The sequence below is a fragment of the Streptomyces olindensis genome (assembly GCF_040645895.1).
Classification (GTDB): domain Bacteria; phylum Actinomycetota; class Actinomycetes; order Streptomycetales; family Streptomycetaceae; genus Streptomyces; species Streptomyces olindensis.
Genome location: NZ_JBEYZD010000008.1, coordinates 32,834 through 56,259, shown reverse-complemented (window position 1 = coordinate 56,259; position 23,426 = coordinate 32,834). Strand labels below are relative to the sequence as shown.

The window sequence follows — 23,426 nt, the reverse complement described above, 5'->3', positions numbered from 1 at the left end:
TACCGATGTCCTTTCCTCTGCTGACAGCGACAGCGGCGCTCCCGGCGATCGGGGCGATCGCCACGGCCGCCGTGCCGGCCGCGAAGCGCACCGCCGCCAAGTGGCTGGCGCTGCTCTTCTCGCTCGCCACGCTCGTCCTCGCGATCGTCGTCCTGGTCCGGTTCGACCCGGACGGCGACCGCTACCAGCTCACCGAGTCCCACGCCTGGATCGCCGACTTCGGCGTCCGCTACGAACTGGGCGTGGACGGCATCGGGGTGGCGCTGATCGGGCTCACCGCGCTGCTCATCCCGTTCATCATCCTCGCGGGCTGGCACGACGCCGACCCGCTGGAGACCGGCAGCAGCCGGTGGCGGCCGACGCAGGGCTTCTTCGCCCTGATCCTGGCCGTCGAGGCGATGGTGATCCTCTCCTTCGAGGCCACCGACGTCTTCCTCTTCTACATCTTCTTCGAAGCCATGCTCATCCCGATGTACTTCCTCATCGGCGGCTTCGGGGACCGTGCCCACGAGCACGGCGAGAAGGCGGCTGCGACGCAACGCTCGTACGCCGCGGTGAAGTTCCTCCTCTACAACCTGGTCGGCGGCCTCATCATGCTGGCCGCGGTGATCGGCCTGTACGTGGTCGCCGGGAACTTCTCGCTCCAGGAGATCGCCGAAGCACGGGCCAACGGCACGCTGGACATGGCGACCAACACCGAGCGGTGGCTGTTCCTCGGCTTCTTCTTCGCCTTCGCGGTGAAGGCGCCGCTGTGGCCGCTGCACACTTGGCTGCCCAACGCGATGCAGGAGTCGACGGCTCCCGTGGCGGTCCTCATCACGGCGGTCGTCGACAAGGTCGGCACGTTCGCGATGCTCCGCTTCTGCCTCCAGCTCTTCCCGGAGGCCAGCAAGTGGGCGACGCCCGCGATCCTCGTCCTCGCCCTGATCAGCATCATCTACGGGGCGCTGCTCGCGGTCGGCCAGCGCGACATCAAGCGGCTGGTGGCCTACGCGTCGATCTCGCACTTCGGCTTCATCATCATGGGCATCTTCGCGATGACCAGCCAGGGCCAGTCCGGCGCGACGCTCTACATGATCAACCACGGCATCTCGACGGCCGCGCTGATGCTGGTCGCGGGCTTCCTGATCTCCCGGCGCGGCTCGCGGCTCATCGCCGACTACGGCGGTGTGCAGAAGGTCGCCCCGGTGCTCGCCGGCACGTTCCTGATCGGCAGCCTCGCGACGCTCTCCCTGCCGGGACTGGCGCCGTTCGTCAGTGAGTTCCTGGTCCTGGTCGGCACGTTCACGCGCTATCCGGTGATCGGCATCATCGCCACCTTCGGCATCGTCCTCGCCGCGCTCTACACCCTCGTCCTCTACCAGCGGACGATGACGGGCCCGGTGAAACCGGAGGTCAGCGCGATGCCGGACCTCAAGGTGCGGGAGCTCGTGGTGGTCGCCCCGCTGGTCGTGCTGCTGATCTTCCTGGGCGTCTACCCGAAGCCCGTCACGCAGATCATCGACCCGGCGGTCAAGCAGACCATGTCCGACGTACAGAAGAAGGACCCCCAGCCCGAGGTGGAGGCGGCCAAGTGAGCGCAACAGCCGTCCACAGCCTGTGGACAACCGCGGCCGAACCGATCACCAAGATCGACGCGCCGACGTTCGAGTATGGACAGTTGGCGCCCACCCTGATCGTCGTCGGAGCGGCGATCGTCGGGATCCTGGTCGAGGCGTTCGTCCCGCGCACATCGCGCTATTACGTCCAGATGTTCGTGTCCGTCGTCGCGCTCGCCGCCGCCTTCGCCGCGGTCGTCGCGCTCGCGGCCGACGGGTATGGCACGACCAAGGCGCGCATCGCCGCGATGGGCGCGATCGCGGTCGACGGACCGGCCCTCTTCCTGCAGGGCACGATCCTGCTGGCGGCCCTGGTCGGCCTGTTCACCTTCGCCGAGCGGCGCCTCGACCCGGTGGTGCACGGCAACCGGGTCGACTCCTTCGCCGCGCAGGCCGCGTCCGTGCCGGGCAGCGAGAGCGAGAAGGCCGCGGTCAAGGCCGGGTTCACCACCACCGAGGTGTTCCCGCTGCTGCTGTTCGCCGTCGCCGGCATGCTGATCTTCCCCGCGGCCAACGACCTGCTGACGCTGTTCGTGGCCCTGGAGGTCTTCTCCCTCCCGCTGTACCTGCTGTGCGCCCTGGCCCGCCGTAAGCGGCTGATGTCGCAGGAGGCGGCGGTCAAGTACTTCCTGCTCGGCGCCTTCGCCTCCGCGTTCACCCTGTTCGGCATCGCGCTGCTGTACGGCTACGCGGGCTCGATGTCGTACGCGACGATCGCGCAGGTCGTCGACGGCACCGTGCAGGACGTGAACCCGGCGCTCGCCGACACCATGGGCAACGACGCGTTGCTGCTGGTCGGCGCCGCGCTGCTGGTGATGGGCCTGCTGTTCAAGGTGGGCGCGGTCCCGTTCCACATGTGGACGCCGGACGTGTACCAGGGCGCGCCGACCCCGGTGACCGGCTTCATGGCTGCGGCGACGAAGGTGGCGGCGTTCGGCGCGCTGCTGCGGGTGCTGTACGTCGTCCTGCCGGGGCTGCGCTGGGACTGGCGGCCGGTGATGTGGGCCGTGGCCATCGTCACCATGCTGGGCGGTGCGATCGTCGCGATCACACAGACCGACATCAAGCGGCTGCTGGCGTACTCGTCGATCGCGCACGCCGGGTTCATCCTCGCGGGTGTCATCGCGACCACGCCGGACGGCGTCTCGTCGGTGCTGTTCTACCTGGCGGCCTACTCGTTCGTGACGATCGGCGCCTTCGCGGTGGTCACGCTCGTCCGGGACGCGGGCGGCGAGGCGACGCACCTGTCGAAGTGGGCGGGGCTCGGGCGCAGGTCCCCGCTGGTGGCGGCCGTGTTCGCGGTGTTCCTGCTGGCCTTCGCGGGCATTCCGCTGACCTCCGGCTTCGCCGGGAAGTTCGCCGTGTTCAAGGCGGCGGCGGAGGGCGGGGCGGCCCCGCTGGTCGTCATCGGCGTCATCTCGTCGGCGATCGCGGCGTTCTTCTACATCCGTGTCATCGTGCTGATGTTCTTCAGCGAGCCGAAGGCGGAGGGCCCGACGGTGGCCGTGCCGTCGCCGCTGACGATGACGGCGATCGGAGTGGGCGTGGCGGTCACGCTGGTGCTCGGTGTGGCGCCGCAGTACTTCCTGGACCTGGCGGGGCAGGCGGGCGTGTTCGTCCGCTGACGCCCCCTGGGCGGTACGCGCGAGCGGGACCCGGTCTCCTTCGGGAGCCGGGTCCCGCTCGTGTGTGCGCCTCAGGGACGCGGACAGCTCACGGGCACGTGACCCTGGGGTTCCAGGGGTAGAAGACACCCCGGGGGTTGTCCTTGAAGATCCAGGCGTGCAGCGTGTAGACGACGCCCAGACCGGGGATCTCCTCCGGCCCGTCGAAGTGCCGGTCGCCGAACATGACCGGGCGGTCCCAGTCCGTCTCCACCTTCTGGTCGGCGTCGCGGACGATCCACTCCACGGCTCCGGCGCGGAGCCTGCCCTGCTTGTCCTTGTGGTAGACGACCGCGGCGGGCTTCACCGGATCGGTGGAGTTGATGAGCCGCTGCTTGATGTAGTGGTAGCCCATGGCGCCCTCGCCGGGCAGGGCGGTGCACGGGCCGGCGGGCAGGTAGTCGTCTCTGATCGCGCGCTTCACGTGCTGGTAGTGGCGCGTGGCGGCGTAGGTCTGCACGAGCTCGGGCTCCGAGTCGTGGCCGTGTCCGGCGGCGTGGGCGGGAGCCGCGGCCAGGGCGAGAGCGGTGGTCAGGGCGAGGGCGCAGGCGGCCTTGAGGCGGGACATGTCGAGTCGCTCCTTGCGGAGAGGGACGCCCGCGGGCGGGCGCGCGTCGTGAGGGCGCCGTGAGCGCCCGCTGGGGGAAGGACGGGCACGGGGGGTGTGATCCTCGGCAGGCCCGCGTCAGCAGCATCGCCCGGCCGGTGGGGGCGTGCCAGGCGGGCCGTCCATTGGGCTGACTCGAACGCGAGTGTGAGCAGGGAGCGCCCACCGGGCGAGACCTGTGGATAACTCCGGGACTGTCGGTGCGGGCCCCTATGGTGGACGCAGTGGTCGAGGCGCGACACACGGGGGGCGGAACGATGGGCGCTACGGGCGGGACGGGTGTGATGACGGAACTGGACGCGGTGACCGGGACCGGTACCGGTGCGGGCAGCGGCCCCGCCGGACCTCTCGGGGCCGACGCGAGCGAGGCGCTGGCCGCGCTGCACCGGGTCTTCGGCTACGAGGCCTTCCGCGGCGAGCAGGAAGCGGTCATCGACCACGTGGTCGCGGGCGGCGACGCCGTGGTGCTCATGCCGACCGGTGGCGGCAAGTCGCTGTGCTACCAGATCCCGTCCCTGGTCAGGCCCGGTACGGGTGTGGTCGTCTCGCCGCTCATCGCCCTGATGCAGGACCAGGTGGACGCGCTGCGGGCGCTGGGCGTGCGGGCCGGGTTCATGAACTCCACGCAGGACTTCGACGAGCGCAGGATGGTGGAGGCCGAGTTCCTCGCAGGCGAGCTGGACCTGCTCTACCTGGCGCCGGAGCGGCTGCGGTTGGAGAACACGCTCGACCTCCTCTCGCGCGGCAAGATCTCCGTCTTCGCGATCGACGAGGCGCACTGCGTCTCCCAGTGGGGCCACGACTTCCGGCCCGACTACCTGGCGCTGTCCCTGCTCGGCGAGCGCTGGCCGGACGTCCCGCGGATCGCGCTCACGGCGACGGCCACGCGCGCGACGCACCGTGAGATCACCGAGCGGCTGAACATGCCGTCGGCCCGTCACTTCGTGGCCAGCTTCGACCGGCCCAACATCCAGTACCGGATCGTGCCCAAGGCCGACCCCAAGAAGCAGCTGCTCGCCTTCCTGCGCGAGGAGCACGCGGGCGACGCGGGCATCGTCTACTGCCTGTCGCGCAACTCGGTCGAGAAGACCGCCGAGTTCCTCAGCCGCAACGGCATCGAGGCGGTGCCCTACCACGCCGGCCTGGACGCGGGTACCCGCGCGGCCCACCAGTCCCGCTTCCTGCGGGAGGACGGGCTGGTCGTGGTGGCGACCATCGCCTTCGGCATGGGCATCGACAAGCCGGACGTCCGCTTCGTCGCCCACCTCGACCTGCCCAAGTCGGTCGAGGGCTACTACCAGGAGACGGGCCGCGCCGGGCGGGACGGACTGCCGTCGACGGCCTGGATGGCCTACGGCCTCAACGACGTCATACAGCAGCGCAAGCTGATCCAGTCCGGGGAGGGCGACGAGGCCTTCCGGCGGCGTGCCCAGGCCCACCTGGACTCCATGCTGGCGCTGTGCGAGACGGCCCAGTGCCGCCGGGGCCAGCTCCTCGCCTACTTCGGCCAGGACCCGGACCCGGCCGGCTGCGGCAACTGCGACACCTGCCTGACCCCGCCGGAGACCTGGGACGGCACGGTCGCGGCGCAGAAGGTGCTGTCGACGGTGGTACGGCTGCAGCGGGAGCGCGGGCAGAAGTTCGGCGCGGTGCAGATCGTCGACATCCTGCTCGGCAAGCGCACCGGCAAGGTCATCCAGTTCGACCACGACCAGCTGTCGGTCTTCGGCATCGGCGAGGACCTGTCCGAGGGCGAATGGCGGGGCGTCATCCGGCAGTTGCTGGCCCAGGGGCTGCTCGCGGTGGAGGGCGAGTACGGCACGCTGGTGCTGACGGAGGCGAGCGGCTCCGTCCTGCGGCGGGAACGCGAGGTGCCGCTGCGCAAGGAGCCGAAGAAGCCGGTGACCTCCCGGTCGGGCTCCTCGTCGTCCTCCGGCTCCGGGCGGGGTGAGCGCAAGGCCAGGACGGCCGCGGCCGAGCTGCCCGAGGAACTGCTGCCGGCGTTCGAGGCCCTGCGCGCCTGGCGCGCCGAACAGGCCCGCGAGCAGGGCGTCCCGGCATACGTCATCTTCCACGACGCGACGCTGCGGGAGATCGCGACGGTGTGGCCGGCGTCGGTGCGTGAACTCGGCGGGATCAGCGGGGTGGGCGAGAAGAAACTCGCGACGTACGGGGAGGGCGTGCTGGAGGTGCTCGCGTCCCTGGGGGGACCGGCCGGTGCGCCGGCGGCGGCCGAATCCCCCTCGGCGTCTCCGGCTCCCACTCCGGTGCGGGCGTCCGGCCAGGGTGGGGAGGGGCCGGACGACTGGCCCGAGATGGACGCGGAGCCGGAGCCCGACGACTGGATATAGAGACGACTGCTTCAGGGACAGGGCCCCGGCCGGATCGCTTGGCTCCTGGCTCCGGCCGGGACACAGCGCCCCGACCACGGACGGGGAAGGCCTGATCGGTCACAGCGCTCGTGACGCATACGCCCTGACGTCCGCGTCGGAGTCCGTCGTCGCCGTGGCCAGAGCCGCTCGTGCCTCCGTCGCCGACCGGTGACGGGACAGGGCCAGGACGGCGGCCTTGCGGACGTCGGCGTTGGCGTCCGCAAGGGCCTTCGCGAGCGCGGGGACGGCCACGTCGGGGTCGGCGACGGACAGGGCCGTCGCGGCACCGGCCCGCACCTGCCAGGCCGGTTCCGCAAGGGCGGCGACGGCGCGTGCGGCGAGGGGTGCCGGGCATCCGGTCGTGCCCAGTGCTCCGTACGCCGCCGCACGCACCAGGGCGTCGGGGTCGTCGAGCAGCCCCGTGAGGGCGTGCGCGATCGGATCGGCCTCGAAGGCGTCGTCCCGGCTCGGGAGCGGTCCGGCACCCAGTCGTTCCGCCCCCACGGTGGCCAGCCCTTTGGCCATCGCCACCCGGACCTCGCGGGACGGGTCGGTGGCCGCCGCGCCCGCCAGTGCCTCGGCGGCGTCGACCGACACCAGGGCGCGCACGGCCTCGATGCGGACGGCGATGTCGGAGTCGGTCAGGGAGTCCGAGAACAGGCCGGTGTCCCCGAGGCGCAGGGCGCGCAGGACGTCCAGCGCGGCGGCGCGGACCACCGGGTCGGGCTCGTCCAGGGCGGCGGCGAGGCCGTCGCGCAGGCCGGGCTCGGGCGGCAGCGTCTCGACGAGCTCGCGCAGGGACGCCGCCGCGGCGGCACGGACCTCGGCGGCGGTGTCCCGCAGGGCGGCGGCGAGGGCGGGGCCCGTCCCCGACGGCAGGGTCTCGGTGAGCACGGCGACCGCCTCGCGCCGGACGGCGGGCACGGGGTCGGTCAGGTACGGCTGGAGGGCGTCCAGCTCGGGTTCCTCGTCGGCGAGGGCGACGAGTTCGAGGAGGCGGGCGGAGGACTCCTCGCCCGGAGCGCCCGGAGCGCTCGGCGGAGCGGTGGGTGAGGTGTGCGGCGTCGCGATCCGCTCCGGCTCCGCGGCTCCGGCCCGGGCCGCGACCGGCGCCACATCACGCGATCCCGCCGTCGCGACGTCCTCGGCGTGCACCTCGCCGATGTGCCGGGACGCGCCGCCGACCGGGTCGAAACCGTCGACCGGAACGAGATACGGAGCCACGGGACGAGCCGTGAACTCCATCGCACCAGAGGGGGACTTGTGCAGATCGAGGTGGTGGAACCAGGACGCGTCGTCACGCCGGGGGTGGTCGAGCCGGTCGTGGTAGAGGCCCCAGCGGGACTCCGTGCGGGCCAGGGAGGAGCGCGCGGCCATCTCCGCGCAGTCGCGGATGAAGGTGACCTCGGCGCAGCGCATCAGTTCGTGCGGGGTGCGGGCGCCCATCGCGGCGATGTCGTCCCGCATCCGCTCGAACGCCTCCAGGGCCAGCGACAGCCGGGCTCCGGACTTGGGCGGGGCGACGTAGTCGTTCACGAAACGGCGCAGCTTGTACTCGACCTGGGGCTGCGGCGGGCCGTCGGGGTTGCGCAGCGGGCGGTAGATCAACTCGTGCGCCTCGCGCAGCTGGTCGGCCGGCAGCGCTCCCTCGTGGGCGGTGTACTGCGACGCGTCCGCGCCCGCCAGGTCGCCGAAGACGAACGCGCCGATCATGTAGTTGTGCGGCACGCAGGCCAGGTCGCCGGCCGCGTACAGGCGGGGGACGGTGGTGCGCGCGTGGTCGTCCACGCGGACGCCGGAGGCGGAGTGGCCGCCGCACAGGCCGATCTCGGAGATGTGCATCTCGACGTCGTGGGTGCGGTAGTCGTGGCCGCGGCCGGAGTGGAAGGTGCCGCGGGTGGGGCGTTCGGTGGAGTGCAGGATCGTCTCCAGCGCCGAGACGGACTCCTCCGGGAGGTGGCTCAGCTTGAGGTAGACGGGGCCCCGGTCGGACGCCACCTCCGCCGCGAACTCGGCCATCATCTGGCCCGACCAGTAGTCGGAGTCGACGAAGCGCTCGCCGTGCCGGTTGACCTGGTAGCCGCCGAAGGGGTTGGCGACGTAGGCGCAGGCCGGGCCGTTGTAGTCCTTGATCAGCGGGTTGATCTGGAAGCACTCGATGCCGGTGAGCTCGGCGCCGGCGTGGTAGGCCATGGCGTAGCCGTCACCGGCGTTGGTGGGGTTCTCGTAGGTGCCGTAGAGGTAGCCGGAGGCGGGCAGGCCGAGGCGGCCGCAGGCGCCGGTGGCGAGGACGACCGCGCCCGCGCGGACCTGGACGAACCGCCCGGTGCGGGTGTTGAAGCCGGCCGCCCCGACAGCCCGCCCCCGCGCCGTGAGGACGCGCACCGGCATCACCCGGTTCTCGATGCGGATCCGCTCCCGCATCTCCCGCCGCCGCAGCTGCCGGTAGAGGACCTTCTTGACGTCCTTGCCCTCCGGCATGGGCAGGACGTAGGAGCCGGAGCGGTGCACCTGGCGGACCGCGTAGTCGCCGTGTTCGTCCTTCTCGAACTTCACGCCGTAGGACTCCAGCCGCTGCACCATCGCGAAGCCGCGGGTGGCGGTCTGGCGGACGGTGGACTGGTCGACGATGCCGTCGTTGGCCCGGGTGATCTCGGCGACGTAGTCGTCCGGTTCGGCGCGGCCCGGGATGACCGCGTTGTTGACGCCGTCCATGCCCATGGCGAGCGCACCGGAGTGACGGACGTGGGCCTTCTCCAGCAGCAGCACGTGCGCACCGTGCTCGGCGGCGGTCAGGGCCGCCATGGTGCCGGCGGTGCCGCCGCCGATGACCAGGACGTCGCAGGTCAGTTCCTCGGCGTCGGCGAGGTCCGGGACGGCGAGGGGGAAGTCCGCAGGGGTGTTCACGGAGGTGGTCACCGGGGTGCCTTTCAGGTACCGAGCGAGGTGAGGACGTCGCGCCGCAGGGCCAGGCGCGCGGGGTCGTCGTGCGCGCCCCGGTCGCGGGGGCGGGGCACGTCCCGGACGGCGGCGACACCGCCCGCGGCGAGCAGGGCCACGCGGTCGCCGAGGAACAGCGCCTCGTCCACGTCGTGGGTGACGAAGACGACGGTGGCGCCCGTGCCCCGGAGCACCTCCACCAGGAGGTCCTGCATGCCGGCGCGGGTCTGCGCGTCGAGCGCTCCGAACGGCTCGTCCATCAGGACGGCGCGCGGGCGTGCGGCCAGGGCGCGGGCCAGCTGGACGCGCTGGCGCTGCCCGCCGGAGACCCGGTGCGGCAACTGCCCCGCCTGCGCGCCGAGTCCGACGCGCTCCAGCCAGGCCGTTGCCTGGGCCCGGCGTTCGGCGCGGGGGACGCCCCGGATGGCGAGCGGCAGTTCGACGTTGGCGCGCAGGGTGCGCCAGGGGAGCAGGGCGTCTTCCTGGAAGATCAGGGCGCGGTCGGCGGCGGGGCCGGACAGCGGGTGGCCGTCCTGGGTGATCTCTCCGGCCAGCGGCGCCAGCAGGCCCGAGAGGGTGCGCAGCAGGGTCGACTTGCCGCAGCCGGACGGGCCGACGACGGTGAGGATCTCGCCGGGCGCGACATCGAGGTCGACGCCGTCCAAGGCGGTTGTGCCGGGGCGGCCGAGGCGGGCGCCGGCGAGGGCGAGCCGGGTGCCGCGCCCTGCCGTCCCGGCGGCGAGGGTCTTCGTCTCGGGCGACGTGCCCGGGACGGTCTCCGGCTCCGGCGAAATGCCCGGGACGGTCTCAGACGAGGTGCTCATCGCGTGCCTCCTGGGATCGGGCCCCATCGGGTCGGGCGGCGGGTGCGGCGGGAGCGGGCCGTCCGGCTCCGGCGGGCCGTGCGGGCCGGGGCGTGCGGGCGGCGGGTTCGTAGGCGGTGCGGGGCAGCCAGCGGGTGAGGCGGCGGCCCAGCAGCTCCACGGCCGTGGACGTGAGCCAGCCCAGCACGCCGATGGTGGCCATGCCGACGAAGACGCCCGGGTAGTCGACGACGGTGTAGTCCTGCCAGGTCCGGTAGCCGACGCCGTACTGGCCGGAGATCATCTCGGCCGAGATCACACAGATCCACGAGACGCCGATGCCGACGGACAGGCCGCCGAAGACGCCGGGCAGCGCACCCGGCAGGACGACCGAGCCGAGGATCCGCCACCGTCCGCCGCCCATGGTGAGCACCGCCTCCTCCCACACGGGCGTCAGCGCGCGCACGGCGTGCCGGGTGGAGACCAGGACCGGGAAGAAGGCGGCGGTGCAGGTGATGAAGACGATGCCCTGCTCGTTGGAGGGGAACAACAGGATCGCGACGGGGACCAGGGCGATCGCCGGGACCGGGCGGATCACCTCCAGCACCGGGCCGAGCAGGTCCTCGGCGAGACGCGAGCGCGCCACGAGCACGCCCGTGGCCACCCCGAGGACGGCGGCCAGCAGGAAGCCGGTGAGGATCCGGGTGAGGGAGTCGGTGAGGTCCGTCCAGTAGTCCGGCCCGGACAGCCGGGCGGCGAAGGCGCGGGCCACGTCGATGACCGTCGGGAACTGCGAGAACCGCAGCCACAGGTCGACGTTCAGGCTGGTCAGCGCCTGCCACAGGCCGAGGGCGGCGGCCGGCGAAAGCAGGCGGAGCGCATACCGCCTCATGAGGCCCGCTCCAGGGCGTCGGCGTAGGAGACGATCCGCGCCCCGGAGTGCCCGGCGAGGTACGCCCGCGCGGTGTCGGGGGCGACGAAGGGCAGCAGCTTGCCGCCGTCGGCCACCCACACGGCCTTGTCGGCGAACCAGAGGGTGCCGGTGGTGGTGTCGGGGACGTAGGCGGCGCGCAGGGAGCCGCGGTGCCCGGCCACGTAACGCAGCAGTGCGGAAGGGGAGGTGAAGGTGACGGTCTTCGAGGCGCCCTTGGGCCAGGCCTCGCTCGCGGCCGGTGCGGGCTGCGCGGCCAGACGGTCGGTGTACGCCGACGGCCCCAGGGCCTTCTTCACGTACCGGTCGTCGACGAAGGAGTCGACGTCCACGTCGCCGGTCAGCTCGGCCGACTTGAGGATCGACACGTCCTGCTTCAGGGCGGCCACGAGCCGGGGCTTGATCGCCGGGTCGAAGGTGGCGATGCCGTGAGCGCCGTTGTAGAGGTAGACGACCTCGGCGGGCAGGCCGGTCGCCTTCGCGACCTTCTCGGCGGCGTCCACCGGGTGCTCGTTCAGGTAGTCGGTCGCCTCCGCCTGCGCCTTCAGGAACGCCTCCAGCGCGGCCGGGCGCCGCTCGGCGAAGTCCTCCCGGGCGGTGACGCCGTGGAAGGTCGGCAGGTTCAGCCGGGCGCCGTCGTAGAGCGCCTTCGCCTTGCCCTGGTAGGCGAGCAGGCCCGGCCACGCGACGAACTGCGACAGCGCGTCCGTGCTGCCGGCGGCGAGGGCCGAGGCACCGACGGCGGGCTGCTGGTTGAGCTTCTCGACGCCCCGCTGGGGGTCGATGCCGGCGCGCTGCAGGGCCCGCACGAGGGTGCCGTCGGCGGCCGAGCCGACGCTGGTGGAGACCTTCTTGCCCTTCAGGTCCTTCAGGGAGGCCAGCCGGGAACCGGGCGCGGTGACGATGGTGTTGAGGCCGCCGCGCAGGTTGTAGCCGGTGACCGACACCAGCCGGGTGGGGCGGTTGAGCTGCTTGCCCCGGGCCGCGTTGATGAGCAGCGGGAAGTCGCCCATCGAACCGATGTCGATCTTCCCGGCGGTCATCTGGGCGGTGATGGGGGCGCCGGTGGCGTAGTCCTGCCAGCTGACCTTGTAGCGGACGCCGTCATTCAGGGCGTTGAGCTGTTTCTCGAAGGAGCCGAGGGAGCGGAGCAGGGTGCCCGCGGTGACGGTGTTGATCGTCCGGGACTGGTAACCGACGGTGACGGTGACGGTGACGGTGGAGCCGCCGCCGGCCTCGGCGTCACCGCCGCAGGCGCTGAGCGGGAGCAGGAGGACGACGGCGGAGGCGGCGACCGCGGTGCGTTTCATGGAGGTTCGGAACATGACGCTTCGGGGCATGACGGTTCGGGCCTCTCACCGGAGCAGATAGGGCATGTTGACGGTGACGGCTCCGGTGGGGCAGCGCGCCGCGCACGGGCCGCAGTACCAGCACTCGTCGACGTGCATGTAGGCCTTGCCGTTGCGCTCGTCGATGGCGAGGGAGTCCAGCGGGCACATGTCCACACAGAGCGTGCAGCCGTCGATGCACTTCGACTCGTCGATGGTCACGGGCACGTCGGCCCGCTGGGGCGCCAAGGGCATGGCTGTCTCCAGGAGTGTGCGCGAGCGGGTGGGTCAGACGGACCGGTGCAGCAGGCCGCTCATGGTGATGCGGTCGCCACGGAACCGTATGAACTCCAGGTCGACCGGTCGGCCGTCCGCGAGGTGGGTGAGGCGTTCCAGCATGAGGACGGCGGCGCCGCGCGGGGCCTCCAGCACGGCGGCCGAGTGGGTGTCCGCGCTGACCGCTTCCAGGGTGATCTCGGCATGGCCGAGGCGTCGGCCGGTGACGGCTTCCAGGAGGCGGAAGACGTCGGTGTTCTCGAGGTCGGCGCCGAGCAGGCCGGTGCCGATGTCCAGGGGGATGTAGGTGAGGTCGAGGGACAGGGGCAGGCCGTTGAGGCGGCGCAGGCGTTCGATGTAGAGGACATCGGTGCCGGGCGCCAGGCCGAGGCGTGCGGCGACGGGCGCGGGCGCCGGGGCGGGGCCCATGGTGCGGACCTCGTTGGTGACGTGGCCGTGTTCGCGCAGGGTTTCCGCGAGGCCCATCAGGCGGTCGAGGCCGTGGGGGTACTTGCGGGCCACGACCACGGTGCCGACGCCCGGCTGGCGTTCCACCAGCCCCTCGGCCCGCAGCAGGTCGAGAGCCTCGCGGACCGTGTTGCGGCTGGCGCCGTAGTCTGCCGCGAGTGTCGACTCGTGGGGCAGGACGCCGTCGCCGAAGTCGCCGGTGAGCAACTGCCGGCGGAGCAGGTCGGCCAGTTGCCGGGCCCGGTCGGCGCGCAGCCGTCGCCGCGCGCGGTGGGCGGCGACGGTGGTCGCGGCGCCCTGTCCGGCGTGGTCTCGGATGCGGTCGGTCGGCATGGCTCGAACCCTACCTATCCGATAGGAATAGTGGTGTTGCGGGAACATTGCGCCACCGGGAGGGCGACCGGCTCCACGCTTGACCTGGGTGTTCGCGGGGCGGGCCGGCAGATCCGCCACCGGCCGCCGGCCCGGAGCGGCTACGACAACGCCGTCAGCCCCGGCGCGAACGCGATCAGCAGGGGCAGCAGCGGCACGAGCGCGGCCGTCGTGGTCGTCAGGGCCCGGTGCCGGCGGCCCAGCCGGGGCGGTGGTTCCAGGAGCCGGTCGACCCGCTCGCCCAGCAGGCGGTGGCTGGAGGCGCAGGACAGGACGCCGCGGTGCTGGTTCAGCTCGATCAGGGCCAGGGCCGTGGTCAGGTGGCCGCAGCGGCGGGAGGCCGTGTCGTCGGCGGCGAGTTCGACCAGGCGGTGGGTCTGGTCGCAGAAGTGGGCGAACAGCGGGATGCGGGGGAATCCGGTGGCCAGGGCGGTGGACAGGTGCAGCAGCCAGTCGTGGCGGGCGCGGGCGTGGCCGCGCTCGTGGGTGAGGACGGCGTCCAGCTGGTGGCCGGTGAGGCGGTGCAGGGCACCCGTGGTGACGATCAGCTGGGGCGGGCTGCCGGGCATCCACCAGGCGTCGGGATACTCGTCCTCCAGGACGAGCAGGGGTCCCTTGGCGGCGGGCAGGCCGGCCGGCAGGTCGGGGGCGCGTTCGCGCAGGTGGGCGCGGGCCTGGGCGCGGCGCCTGCGCGCCTCGACGAGTTCCCGCGCGAGCATCGCGGTCGTCCAGGCGGCACCGAGGGCCAGCAGCAGGGTGAGGGCGGCGGCCCACGGCGGGGCGGTGGACAGGTCGTACGCGGCGGTGACCGCGGGCGGAGCCGGGGCGAAGAGCTGGGCGCGGACGGTGCCGAAGACGGCGGCGGCGCCCAGGGAGAGCGCCGTCACGCAGCACAGCAGGACCGTGGCGACCAGGCACTGCCACACCCACAGCGCGACGACCGGTTCCCGCTCGGGCCAGCTGGCCCGGGTCAGCGCACGGGGCACGGGTACGGCGGCCGTCACGGCGACAACGCTCAGCAGGAGCAGGCAGACGGTCATTGCCACGGGCTCCGGTTCCTGGTCGGAAGAGGGGCGGCTACGGGTCGTGCGGGGGAGGGCGGTCGCCGTGCGCGAGTGCTGCGGCTGCGTGCGCACCGGTGACGTGGTCGCCGTGTTCACCGGAGATCCGGCTGCTGTGCGCACCCGTGACCGCGACGAACGCGGCCGACATGCCGTGCACCACGCGCGTGCGGGCACACCGCCCGTCGCCCAGTATGACGGGCCCGGGCGGTGTGCGTCAGGGATCGGACGTCAACGGAAGGGCCGGGAGGGGCGATCGCTGACCGGCCCGGGCCGCCCGGACCGTCCGCGGGGGTCAGCCCGCGACCACCCGCCCCGTCACCTCGCCCAGTCCCACGCGGACCCCGTCGGGGCCGGGCGCCCAGGCCGAGAGCGTCACCACGTCGCCGTCCTCCAGGAACGTCCGCTTGCCCTCGGGGAGTTCGAGCGGGTCGCGGCCGTTCCAGGTCAGTTCCAGCAGGGAGCCGCGTTCCCGGTCCGCCGGGCCGCTCACCGTGCCGGAGCCGTACAGGTCGCCGGTGCGCAGGGAAGCGCCGTTCACGGTCATGTGGGCCAGTTGCTGGGCGGCCGTCCAGTACATGGTGGCGAAGGGCGGCTCGGAGACGACATGGCCGTTGACGGCGACGCTGATCCGCAGGTCGTAGCCGCCGGGTTCCTCGTCGCCGTCGTCGAGGTAGGGCAGCAGCCCGTGCGTCCGGGCCGGCGGGGCCACCCGGGACTCCTCCAGGGCGTCCAGCGGGGTGATCCACGCCGACACCGACGTGGCGAAGGACTTGCCGAGGAACGGCCCGAGGGGGACGTACTCCCAGGCCTGGATGTCCCGGGCGGACCAGTCGTTCAGCAGGCACAGCCCGAAGACGTGCTCGCGGAAGTCGGCGAGGGCCACCGGCTCGCCCATCCGGGACGGCACGCCGACGACGAAGCCGACCTCCGCCTCGATGTCCAGGCGCACGGACGGGCCGAAGACGGGAGCGGCGTCGCCGGGCGCCTTGCGCTGGCCCGAGGGGCGTACGACGTCCGTGCCCGAGACGACGACCGTGCCGGAGCGGCCGTGGTAGCCGATCGGCAGGTGCTTCCAGTTGGGGGTGAGGGAGTCCTCGGCGTCGGGCCGGAAGATCTGCCCCACGTTCCGCGCGTGGTTCTCGGAGGCGTAGAAGTCGACGTAGTCCGCGACCTCGAACGGCAGGTGCAGGGTCACGGCCGACAGGGGGTGGAACAGCGGCTCGACGGTCTCGCGGTGGGACGGCACGGTCACCCAGGCCGTCAGCGCCCGGCGCACGTCCGACCAGGCCGTGCGGCCCGCGGCCAGCAGCGGGTTGAGGGACGGGCGGGCCAGCAGGGAGGCGTAGGGGGAGCCGAGGGCGTGGGCCGCCGCGCCCGCGTCCAGGACGTGGTCGCCGAGCCGGACCCCCACGGTCCGGTGGGAGGAGCCGGGCAGGGAGAACACGCCGTACGGCAGGTTGTGCGGACCGAAGGGATCGCCCTCGGGGACATCGAAGGGGGGCATCGGGTGCTGCCTCGCTTTCGGGTGTGCCATGTCGTCGCCACGTGTTCGTGGTCGTGCCACACGTTACGGGTGCCACGGGGGTCGAGGGCAGGGTCCGAGGAGGCTCGGACGGGCGAACGGGGCAGGTGGGCCGGGGTGCGATCGGACGGGCCCGTACGACCCCGTCCGGCGCGGCGGGCGGGACCGCACATGCGTACGTGCCGGAAGTTATCCACAGGACGCGACGCAATCTTGACGGAGCGGTGCGAACGGGGCGACTCTGGGCGGGTGCCGGAAGGCCTCGGGGAGGGGGCGTTCCGACGGCACACCAGGGGGGCGGATGGCCATTGGGGAGGCCGGTCCGGGTTCGGTGCGGCGTGGTCTACAGCCGAAGCGGCTGGAAGAGGCCATGCGCGTCCGGCTCGGCCGGGAATGTGTGTACGTACCGTCGTGCCGTCTCGGGCTGTACGTGGCGTTGCGCCACTGGTGCCCGCCCGGCGGCCGGGTACTGATGTCGCCGGTCAACGACGACGTGATCTTCTTCGTCGTGCTCGCGGCCGGACTGCGCCCGGTGCAGGCGCCGTTGAACCCGCTCGACGCGTCGATCGACGTCGATGCCGTGCCCCAGGAGGTCTGGGGCTCGGTTTCGGCCGTGCTCACGACGAACCTGTACGGGAACCCGGATCCGGCGCCGCGCCTGCGGCAGAAGTGCGACGCGCTGGGGATCCCGCTGTTCGAGGACGCGGCGCACGCGATCGGCAGCCGGGTGGGGGACCGGCCGGTCGGGGCGTGGGGTGAGGCCTCCGTGTTCAGCCTGTCCAAGCATGTGGGCGCCAAGGCCGGGGGCATGCTGTCCCTCGCCGATCCGGGGCTGCGGGGCGCGGTGGAGAAGACCTGTGCGGGGTTGCTCACCCCGAGCCGGCTGAGTTCCGAACTGGCCTTCGCGGTCCGGCCGTACGCGGAGGCGGCGGTGCGCGGGTTGCGGCTGCGGCGCGCCGCCTGGGCGGCGGTCCGGCTGCTGGGGCTGGCGGACCGCGAGGAGATCCGGATGCCGCTGCGCCCGGACGAACTCGCGCGGGCCGCCCGCCGGGCGCCGGGGCTCGAAGCCCACCACCCGTGGGTGCGCGTCGACATGCACGACTACCGCCTGGAGTCCGGCCGGCTGCGGCTGCGGCGCATCGGACACAAGCTCGACGGGCTGGACGGCGTGCTCGACGCCTGCCGGGCGGGCACGGAGCTGCTGCTGTCCACGCCGTGGGCCAAGCCCCGTGCGGCGTACGGGACGCAGCCGCTGTTCCGCGTCCCGCTGTTCGTGGCGGACCGGGACGCGGCCATGGCGGCCCTGGCGCGGCGGGGCGTGGTCGTCGGCTACCTCTACGACCCGCCCCTGGACGACTACGCGGGCGCGGAGTTCACCGACCCCTCACCCGCCCCGGAAGCGGCCCGCTGGTTCGCACGGCACGCGCTGCCCGTGGACCCGCTGCGGGCGCGGACGGTCGTCGACGTGCTGGAGCGGTCGGGGGCACGACCGGTCGAAGCACCGGGAGAGCTGTCCCGGAGCAGGCCGACACCGGGAGGGCTGGGTTAGTCCCGTGGCTGAGATCCAGGTGCACGAGCCCGCCGCCGCGCGCGCCGAAAGCGGCGGCGGACCGAAACCTGCCGACGGCGAGCACGGCCACGACTCGCTGTTCAAGAACGCCTACTTCCTCATGCTCAGCACCGGCGTCTCCGCCGTCCTGGGCCTGGGGTTCTGGCTGGTGGCCGCCCGCTACTACTCCGAGGAGGCCGTCGGCCAGGGCTCCGCCGCGATCGCCGCGATGCGGCTGCTCGCCAGCATCACGGCGACGACGATGATCGGCGCCGTCGTCCGCTTCGTCCCGCGCGCGGGACGGGAGACCGGGCGTCTGGTGTGGGGCACGTACGCGGCCAGTTCGCTGGTCGTGGCGCTCGCCGCGGCCGTCTTCCTGCTCACGCTCGACGCGTGGGGCGCGTCGTACGCGCCGCTGGGCACGCCCATGGCGGGGGCGGTGTTCGTCGCGGCGTGCGTGGCCTGGGCGTTGCTCACCCTCCAGGACGGGGTGCTCACCGGCCTGCGCAAGGCCGAGTGGGTCCCGGCGGGGAACGCGGTGTTCTCGGTCGGGAAGCTGGCCCTGCTGGCCGTCTTCGCCGGGACGCTGCCCGTCCTCGGCATCTTCGTGTCCTGGGCGGTGGCGATCGCCTTCTCCACACTGCCGCTCGGCTGGCTGATCTTCCGCCGGCTCATCCCGCGCCAGGCGGCGGCCGACCGCGACAAGGACCCCCCGAAAGTCCGGGACATGGGCCGCTTCCTGGCCGGGGACTCGCTGGGCGCCCTGTTCAGCCTGGCCATGATCAACCTGCTGCCGGTGATGGTCGCGGTCCGCTTCAGCGCCGCGGAGAACGGCTACTTCTACGTGGCGTACACCGTCGGCGGCACGATGGAGTTCATGGCCATCAACATGGCCTCGTCGCTCACCGCGCACGCCTCGCACGACCCGCGCCAGCTCGCCGACGGCGTCCGGGGAGCGCTGCGCCGCATGACGCTGCTGCTGGTGCCGGTCGTGCTGGTGCTGGTCCTCTTCGCCCCGTACATCCTCACGCCGTTCAGCCCGGACTACGCCGAGCACGGCTCGACCGTGCTGCGGCTGCTCGCCCTCGGCGCGCTGCCGCGGGTGGTGGTGGAGCTGTACATCGGCGTACTGCGCGTGCAGGGGCGCACCGGTGTGCTGGCAGCGCTCCAAGGGGCCATGTGCGCCCTGGTGCTGGGCAGCGCGGCCGTGCTGTTCACGCCGGCCGGGATCGCCGGGGCGGGCTGGGCGGTGCTGCTGAGCATGACGCTGATCGCCGTCGTCTCCTCGGCCGGGCTGCGCGCGGCACTGCGCCACAACGACAGCCCGCCCGCCGCCCGTACGCCCGCCGACCCCTCCTACGGCACCCGCTGGGCGCGGCTGAACGCCACGGCCGGGTACGGCACCGCCTGGGCCCGCCGGGCCGCCTACCAGCCCAAGGACGGCGACGAGGACACGGTCACGCTGTTCATCGGCCGCCCCGGCTACGAGCGGGAGGCGCTGCAGGCGGACACCCTCGCGCTGATCGTCCGGCCGCACCAGCCGGAAGCGGGGGAGAAGGGAACCGGCCCCGAGGATGCGGTCGCCGCGGGGACACCGGCGGACACGGCCGAGGACCGCGACAGTCCAAGGGCGCCGCAGGCCACCCTCCGTGGCGGGGAACCGGCCGGGGGCGACGACCCGACGCGGGAGCGGCGGCTGAGAGGCGCCCTGTGGAGCCTGCTCGGGGTCGCCGCCGTCTTCTTCTGGGCGCCGCTGCGCGACCTGCCCTGGCTCGACGGCTCCTCCGAGGCGCCGTTGACGGGGCGTCGGCTGCTGGAGGGGCTGCCGTTACCGTCGCTCACGGCGGGCGGCCTGCTGCTCGTGGTGTTCGTCGCCTCGGTCACCCTGTGCACCCGGCGCGACCCCTGGCTGCCGGGCACGGCGCTGTACGCCGCGCTGGTCGCCCTGTACGCCGCACCGGTCGCCCTCGGCCGGGAACCGCGGCCGGTGGACGGGGCGTTGTACGAGAAGACGGCCGGCTTCCTCGCGGACGCGGTGGGGCTCGACGGCCCCGAGCCGCTGCTGCGCTGGGCACCGCCGGTCTGCCTGCTGCTGTGCCTCGTGCCGCTGTGGCCGCTGCTCGCGAGCGCGGGCCGGCGGCTGTCGTGGGCGGGGCGCTGGGGGGTCCTGTATCTCGTCGCGGTCGGCGGCTGGGTGTGGCGCGAGGCGCTCGCACCGGTCGCGCCGCCCCTGCTCGTCGTCCTCGCCGTCCTCGTCCTGCTCCTGCCGCTCTGCCGCCGTGCCGCGAGGGCCTGGGGGCCATCGCTCCGCAGACGGCCGAACGCCCCATCCAGCGACTGACCCGACCCAGAGCCGAACAGAGCCGAACCGCCAGGGGGGAACCGCCGTGCGTCCGCCAGTAACTCCACGGGAGAGATCCACGCCAGAGCCCACACCCGCACAGGACGGCGCGGACATGCCCGGCAGCGACCCCGAGACCTCCAGCCAGTCCTCCAGCCCCTCCTCCTCGGAGTCGTCGAGCCCCGCCCATGAGCCCGTGACGGATCTGTCCGACCTGCCCCCCGCCTGGTCCGGGCGCCGCGCTCTCACCTGGCCCGGGGTGCCGCTGCTCGTCGCGATGGCGCTGTGGGTGTACGCCGTGCGGCACACCGACGTCTCGCGGCTCGACGACTACGGGCTGGTCACCGCGCTGCACCCCGCCTTCTGGGCCGGCCTCGTGGTCCTCACCGCCGGCTTCTGGCGCACGGTCCGCGATCCGCGCCGGCCGGGTGCCTGGGCGGCGGCGTACGTCCTCGGGCTGCTGGTGATGGAGCGGGCCACGCAGGCCGTCCTCTATCCGACGCCGCTGTACGCCTGGGCGTGGAAGCACGAGGCGGTCATCGACCACCTGCTGACGGCCGGCGGCCTGCAGACGGCCGACCAGGTCGGGGACATGGCTGTGTACGACCAGTGGCCCGGCTTCTTCGCCGCCCAGGCCGCCCTCGTGCGGCTGCTGGGCGTGGAGTCGGCGGCGATGTTCATGGCCTGGTGGCCCCTGGTCTCCAGCCTGATGCTGCTGCTCCCGCTGCTGCTGATCTACCGCACCTTCACCGAGGACCGGCGGCTGATCTGGACGGCGGTCTGGCTCTTCTACGTGGCCAACTGGGTAGGACAGGACTACTTCTCGCCCCAGTCCGTGGCGTACGCGCTGCACGTGGGCGTGCTGGCCGTGGTGCTGCGCCGCTTCGGCCGGTCCGCCGTGCGGCGCGGGCGGCCCCGGCAGGCCGTGTGGACGGTGGTGATCACCGTCATGATCACGGCGATCGTCATCTCCCACCAGCTCACCCCGGGCATGCTCGTCGTCTGCCTGCTCGCCCTGGGCCTGAGCCGCCGCTACCGCGACTGGGTCCCGGTGGTCACCACGGTCGTGATCTTCCTGGCCTGGTGCCTCACGGCCGCGCTGCCCTTCCTGTCCGCGGCGATGCCCGACATGATCCGCTCCGTCGGCGACGTCGGCGCCAACGTCGAGACCGGCTACGGCGCCACCCCGACCGGCACCGGGGCGATCGCGACCTCCTGGGCGGCCCGGCTGCTGTCCGGTTCCGTCCTGCTGCTCGCGGCCGTCGGCGTCCTGCGCCAGCGGGTGCTGCGCCATCGGGCCCGGCCCCTGCTGCTGGTCGCCGCGGCCCCGCTGCCGATGTTCGCGGCGAGCAGCTACGGCAGCGAGATGATCTTCCGGGTGCTGCTGTTCATGCTGCCCGGCGCCGCCTTCTTCGCCGCCGCCGCGATCCTGCCCAAGGTCCGCACCCTGGCCGCCGACGCCGCCGCGCAGCAGGCCGGCGGCCGGCAGGCGGCGCCCGTGAAGGGCCGCTGGTGGCGGCCGGGCGCCTGGGTGCCGCCGGCGGCCCTGCTCCTCGGGACGCTGGCGTTCGTGCCGAGCTACTCGGGCAAGGACCGGATCAACTACTTCCCGCCGCAGGAGGTGGCCCTCGTACGGCAGCTCTTCGACCAGGCGCCCGAGGGGTCGCTCGTGGTGGCGGCCAACCGCAACTACCCGCACGCGTACGCCTCCTACTGGAGCATCGACCACTACTGGTTCCTGGACGACGCCCGCAGCCACGTCGACCGGATCGTCCGGGACCCGGCCGCCACCCTCGCCAGTGACATGGCCGGCGTCGAGCGGCCGGCCCGGGCCTACTTCCTGCTCACCCAGGGGCAGTTGGCCAACTCCGAGATGAACGGACAGCTCACCCGGGCGCAGCTGGACCGCATCCGCACGTCCGTCGACGCCTCGCCGCGGTTCCGGCTCGTGGCGGAGAACAGCGCCGGATGGCTCTACGAACTGAAGCAGGCGGGGGGAGCGGAGCGATGACACCGCAGGAACTCGTGGTCCGGATGCTGCCGCCGTTCGGCGGCTGGCTGGCGCTCGCCGCGCTCGCCCTGCCCGGCGGATCGCCCCTGCGGGGCGCCGCGGTCGTGCTCTTCCTGGCGGCGGGCCCGGGCGCCGCCATGGTGAGAGTCTGCGCCCCCGCGCTGGGAGCACGGCCCGCCGAGGGGCCCGTCGAGCGCCGGGACCCGGACTTCGCCCGCCACTCCGACCTGCTGGAGCGGCTGATGCTGGTGCTGTTCCTCAGCATCGGCGCCGTGATGCTCGTCGCGACCGTGCTGATCGCCACGCACACCTTCAGCGCACAGCGGGTGCTGCTGACGCTGACGCTGCTGACCACGCTCGCCGCGTTCTGTCCGCCGCTGCGCGCCTCCCCGCCGCCCAGGACGACGCCGAGGACACCGAAGGGTTCTGCTCAGTGAGGTTCAACCGTCCCCACCGTCCCTTTCGCCGCGACCCGATCACGACCGGACAGCACCGCAGGAAGCCACCCGCCGCACAACAGGCCGCCGGCCCCTTCGCATCGAGCAGGCGCCGCCTGCTGATCACGTCCGCCACGGTCGTCAGCGCTGTCCTGGTCGCCGTACTCGCCCTCCGGAACGCCTCCGGACCCGAACCGGGAGCCGCCGGGGCCGACGCCGACTGCCGCCCCACGGCCCTGCTGGAACCGCCCTGCGGCGCCTGGTTCGGCGCGTTCGTGCCGCACGAACGGGACGACCTGCCCGAGAAGGTGCGCGCCTACGAGAAGCGCGTGGGCCGCGCACTCGACATCGTGTACACGTACCACGACATGTCCCTGGCCGAGGGCACCCGCAGGGAGGGCCAGCTGCTCACCCCGGAGGAGCAGCGCGTCGGCCGGGACCACCTGCTGCTGCTGTCCTGGGAGAGCAAGTGGTGGGGCGGCACGAAGAAGCAGCAGCCGACCTGGAAGCAGATCGCGGCCGGCGAGCTGGACGAGAAGGTCATCGACGTCCAGGCCCGGCGCATCAAGGACTACGGCAGGAAGGTGTTCCTCTCCTTCGACCTGGAGATGGACACCCGCACCCCGGCCAACGGCACGCCCGCCGAGTTCGTCGAGGCGTACCGGCACATCCACGACCGGTTCCGCGAGCTGGGCGTCGACAACGTGGTGTGGACGTGGATCACCACGGGCTACCTCGACCACGCCGACGTGATCAAGAAGATGTATCCCGGCGACCGGTACGTCGACTGGATCGGCTACAACCAGTACAACTACTACCGCTGCCACAACACCGGCTGGCTCACCTTCGCGCAGACGCAGGACGCCACGCACGACTGGATCCGGAAGAACATCTCCGACGACAAGCCGCTGATGCTCTCCGAGTTCGGCACGGCCGCGGACTCGGCCCGCCCGCAGCGGCAGGCCGAGTGGTACGCGCAGGTGCCCGGGGTGCTGAAGGGCCTGGAGGGCGTCAAGGCCGCCCTCCAGTGGAACTACCGCGACCCCGGACCGCACTGCAACCTCGCACTGGCGAACGACGCGGCCTGGGACAGCCTGCGCAAGGCGGTCTCCGACCCGTACCTCAACCAGCCCCTCAAATAGC

General features: G+C 72.8%; 18 protein-coding genes. 8 read left to right on the top strand and 10 right to left on the bottom strand.

Annotation, left to right across the window (positions count from 1 at the left end):
• The first annotated feature begins 5 nt into the window (after positions 1-5).
• Positions 6-1,577, top strand: a complete 1,572-nt coding sequence (locus tag ABZ948_RS06800; protein ID WP_359757879.1) for an NADH-quinone oxidoreductase subunit M — start codon at positions 6-8, stop codon at positions 1,575-1,577.
• Entirely contained in the window at positions 1,574-3,223 is a 1,650-nt protein-coding gene (gene nuoN, locus ABZ948_RS06795) for an NADH-quinone oxidoreductase subunit NuoN (RefSeq protein ID WP_359757878.1), read from the top strand. Before ABZ948_RS06800 ends, nuoN begins: the two co-directional genes overlap by 4 nt.
• 88 nt (positions 3,224-3,311) lie before the next feature.
• Here nuoN and ABZ948_RS06790 read toward each other — a convergent pair whose 3' ends face one another.
• The gene (locus tag ABZ948_RS06790) at positions 3,312-3,830 is read right to left on the bottom strand and encodes a hypothetical protein (protein ID WP_359757877.1); all 519 of its coding nucleotides are present in this window, start codon (positions 3,828-3,830) and stop codon (positions 3,312-3,314) included.
• A gap of 323 nt (positions 3,831-4,153) precedes the next feature.
• On the opposite strand from ABZ948_RS06790, the gene recQ reads away from it, so the two are divergent.
• Positions 4,154-6,220, top strand: coding sequence for a DNA helicase RecQ (recQ, locus tag ABZ948_RS06785; RefSeq protein WP_359757876.1), 2,067 nt, complete (start codon positions 4,154-4,156; stop codon positions 6,218-6,220).
• 99 nt (positions 6,221-6,319) lie between these two features.
• Here recQ and ABZ948_RS06780 read toward each other — a convergent pair whose 3' ends face one another.
• The 9 genes from ABZ948_RS06780 to fahA form a co-directional block, all read right to left on the bottom strand.
• On the bottom strand, positions 6,320-9,160 hold the full coding sequence (locus ABZ948_RS06780) for a fumarate reductase/succinate dehydrogenase flavoprotein subunit (protein ID WP_435857464.1): 2,841 nt from the start codon (positions 9,158-9,160) through the stop codon (positions 6,320-6,322).
• Positions 9,161-9,171: 11 nt separating this feature from the next.
• Positions 9,172-10,005 carry an ABC transporter ATP-binding protein gene (locus ABZ948_RS06775; RefSeq protein ID WP_359757875.1) on the bottom strand — a complete coding sequence of 278 codons (834 nt, stop codon included), beginning with the start codon at positions 10,003-10,005 and terminating at the stop codon, positions 9,172-9,174.
• Entirely contained in the window at positions 9,989-10,876 is an 888-nt protein-coding gene (locus ABZ948_RS06770; protein ID WP_359757874.1) for an ABC transporter permease, read from the bottom strand. Before ABZ948_RS06770 ends, ABZ948_RS06775 begins: the two co-directional genes overlap by 17 nt.
• Complete coding sequence (locus ABZ948_RS06765; RefSeq protein ID WP_359757873.1) at positions 10,873-12,225, bottom strand: ABC transporter substrate-binding protein; 1,353 nt, start codon at positions 12,223-12,225, stop codon at positions 10,873-10,875. The genes ABZ948_RS06770 and ABZ948_RS06765 overlap by 4 nt, the downstream gene beginning before the upstream one ends.
• A gap of 45 nt (positions 12,226-12,270) precedes the next feature.
• The gene (locus ABZ948_RS06760) at positions 12,271-12,498 is read right to left on the bottom strand and encodes a 4Fe-4S dicluster domain-containing protein (protein WP_003992261.1); all 228 of its coding nucleotides are present in this window, start codon (positions 12,496-12,498) and stop codon (positions 12,271-12,273) included.
• Positions 12,499-12,531: 33 nt separating this feature from the next.
• Positions 12,532-13,320: a GntR family transcriptional regulator gene (locus ABZ948_RS06755; RefSeq protein ID WP_359757872.1), complete on the bottom strand. Its 789-nt coding sequence runs from the start codon at positions 13,318-13,320 to the stop codon at positions 12,532-12,534.
• Between the two features lie 140 nt (positions 13,321-13,460).
• On the bottom strand, positions 13,461-14,399 hold the full coding sequence (locus ABZ948_RS06750; RefSeq protein WP_359757968.1) for a M56 family metallopeptidase: 939 nt from the start codon (positions 14,397-14,399) through the stop codon (positions 13,461-13,463).
• 37 nt (positions 14,400-14,436) lie between these two features.
• A complete protein-coding gene (locus ABZ948_RS06745) occupies positions 14,437-14,571 on the bottom strand; it encodes a hypothetical protein (protein WP_359757871.1) in 135 nt (44 codons plus the stop codon).
• Positions 14,572-14,715: 144 nt separating this feature from the next.
• Complete coding sequence (gene fahA, locus ABZ948_RS06740; protein WP_359757870.1) at positions 14,716-15,927, bottom strand: fumarylacetoacetase; 1,212 nt, start codon at positions 15,925-15,927, stop codon at positions 14,716-14,718.
• Positions 15,928-16,246: 319 nt separating this feature from the next.
• Here fahA and ABZ948_RS06735 point away from each other — a divergent pair, with 319 nt between their 5' ends.
• The 5 genes from ABZ948_RS06735 (at position 16,247) to ABZ948_RS06715 (ending at position 23,425) form a co-directional block, all read left to right on the top strand.
• Entirely contained in the window at positions 16,247-17,494 is a 1,248-nt protein-coding gene (locus ABZ948_RS06735) for a DegT/DnrJ/EryC1/StrS family aminotransferase (protein ID WP_359757869.1), read from the top strand.
• Positions 17,495-17,498: 4 nt separating this feature from the next.
• The gene (locus ABZ948_RS06730) at positions 17,499-19,835 is read left to right on the top strand and encodes a lipopolysaccharide biosynthesis protein (protein ID WP_359757868.1); all 2,337 of its coding nucleotides are present in this window, start codon (positions 17,499-17,501) and stop codon (positions 19,833-19,835) included.
• 196 nt (positions 19,836-20,031) lie between these two features.
• Positions 20,032-21,846 (top strand): glycosyltransferase, encoded by a 1,815-nt coding sequence (locus ABZ948_RS06725; RefSeq protein WP_435857467.1) that lies wholly within the window; start codon positions 20,032-20,034, stop codon positions 21,844-21,846.
• Positions 21,843-22,283, top strand: coding sequence for a hypothetical protein (locus ABZ948_RS06720; protein ID WP_359757866.1), 441 nt, complete (start codon positions 21,843-21,845; stop codon positions 22,281-22,283). Before ABZ948_RS06725 ends, ABZ948_RS06720 begins: the two co-directional genes overlap by 4 nt.
• Positions 22,280-23,425, top strand: coding sequence for a glycosyl hydrolase (locus ABZ948_RS06715; RefSeq protein WP_359757865.1), 1,146 nt, complete (start codon positions 22,280-22,282; stop codon positions 23,423-23,425). The genes ABZ948_RS06720 and ABZ948_RS06715 overlap by 4 nt, the downstream gene beginning before the upstream one ends.
• Position 23,426 lies beyond the last annotated feature (1 nt).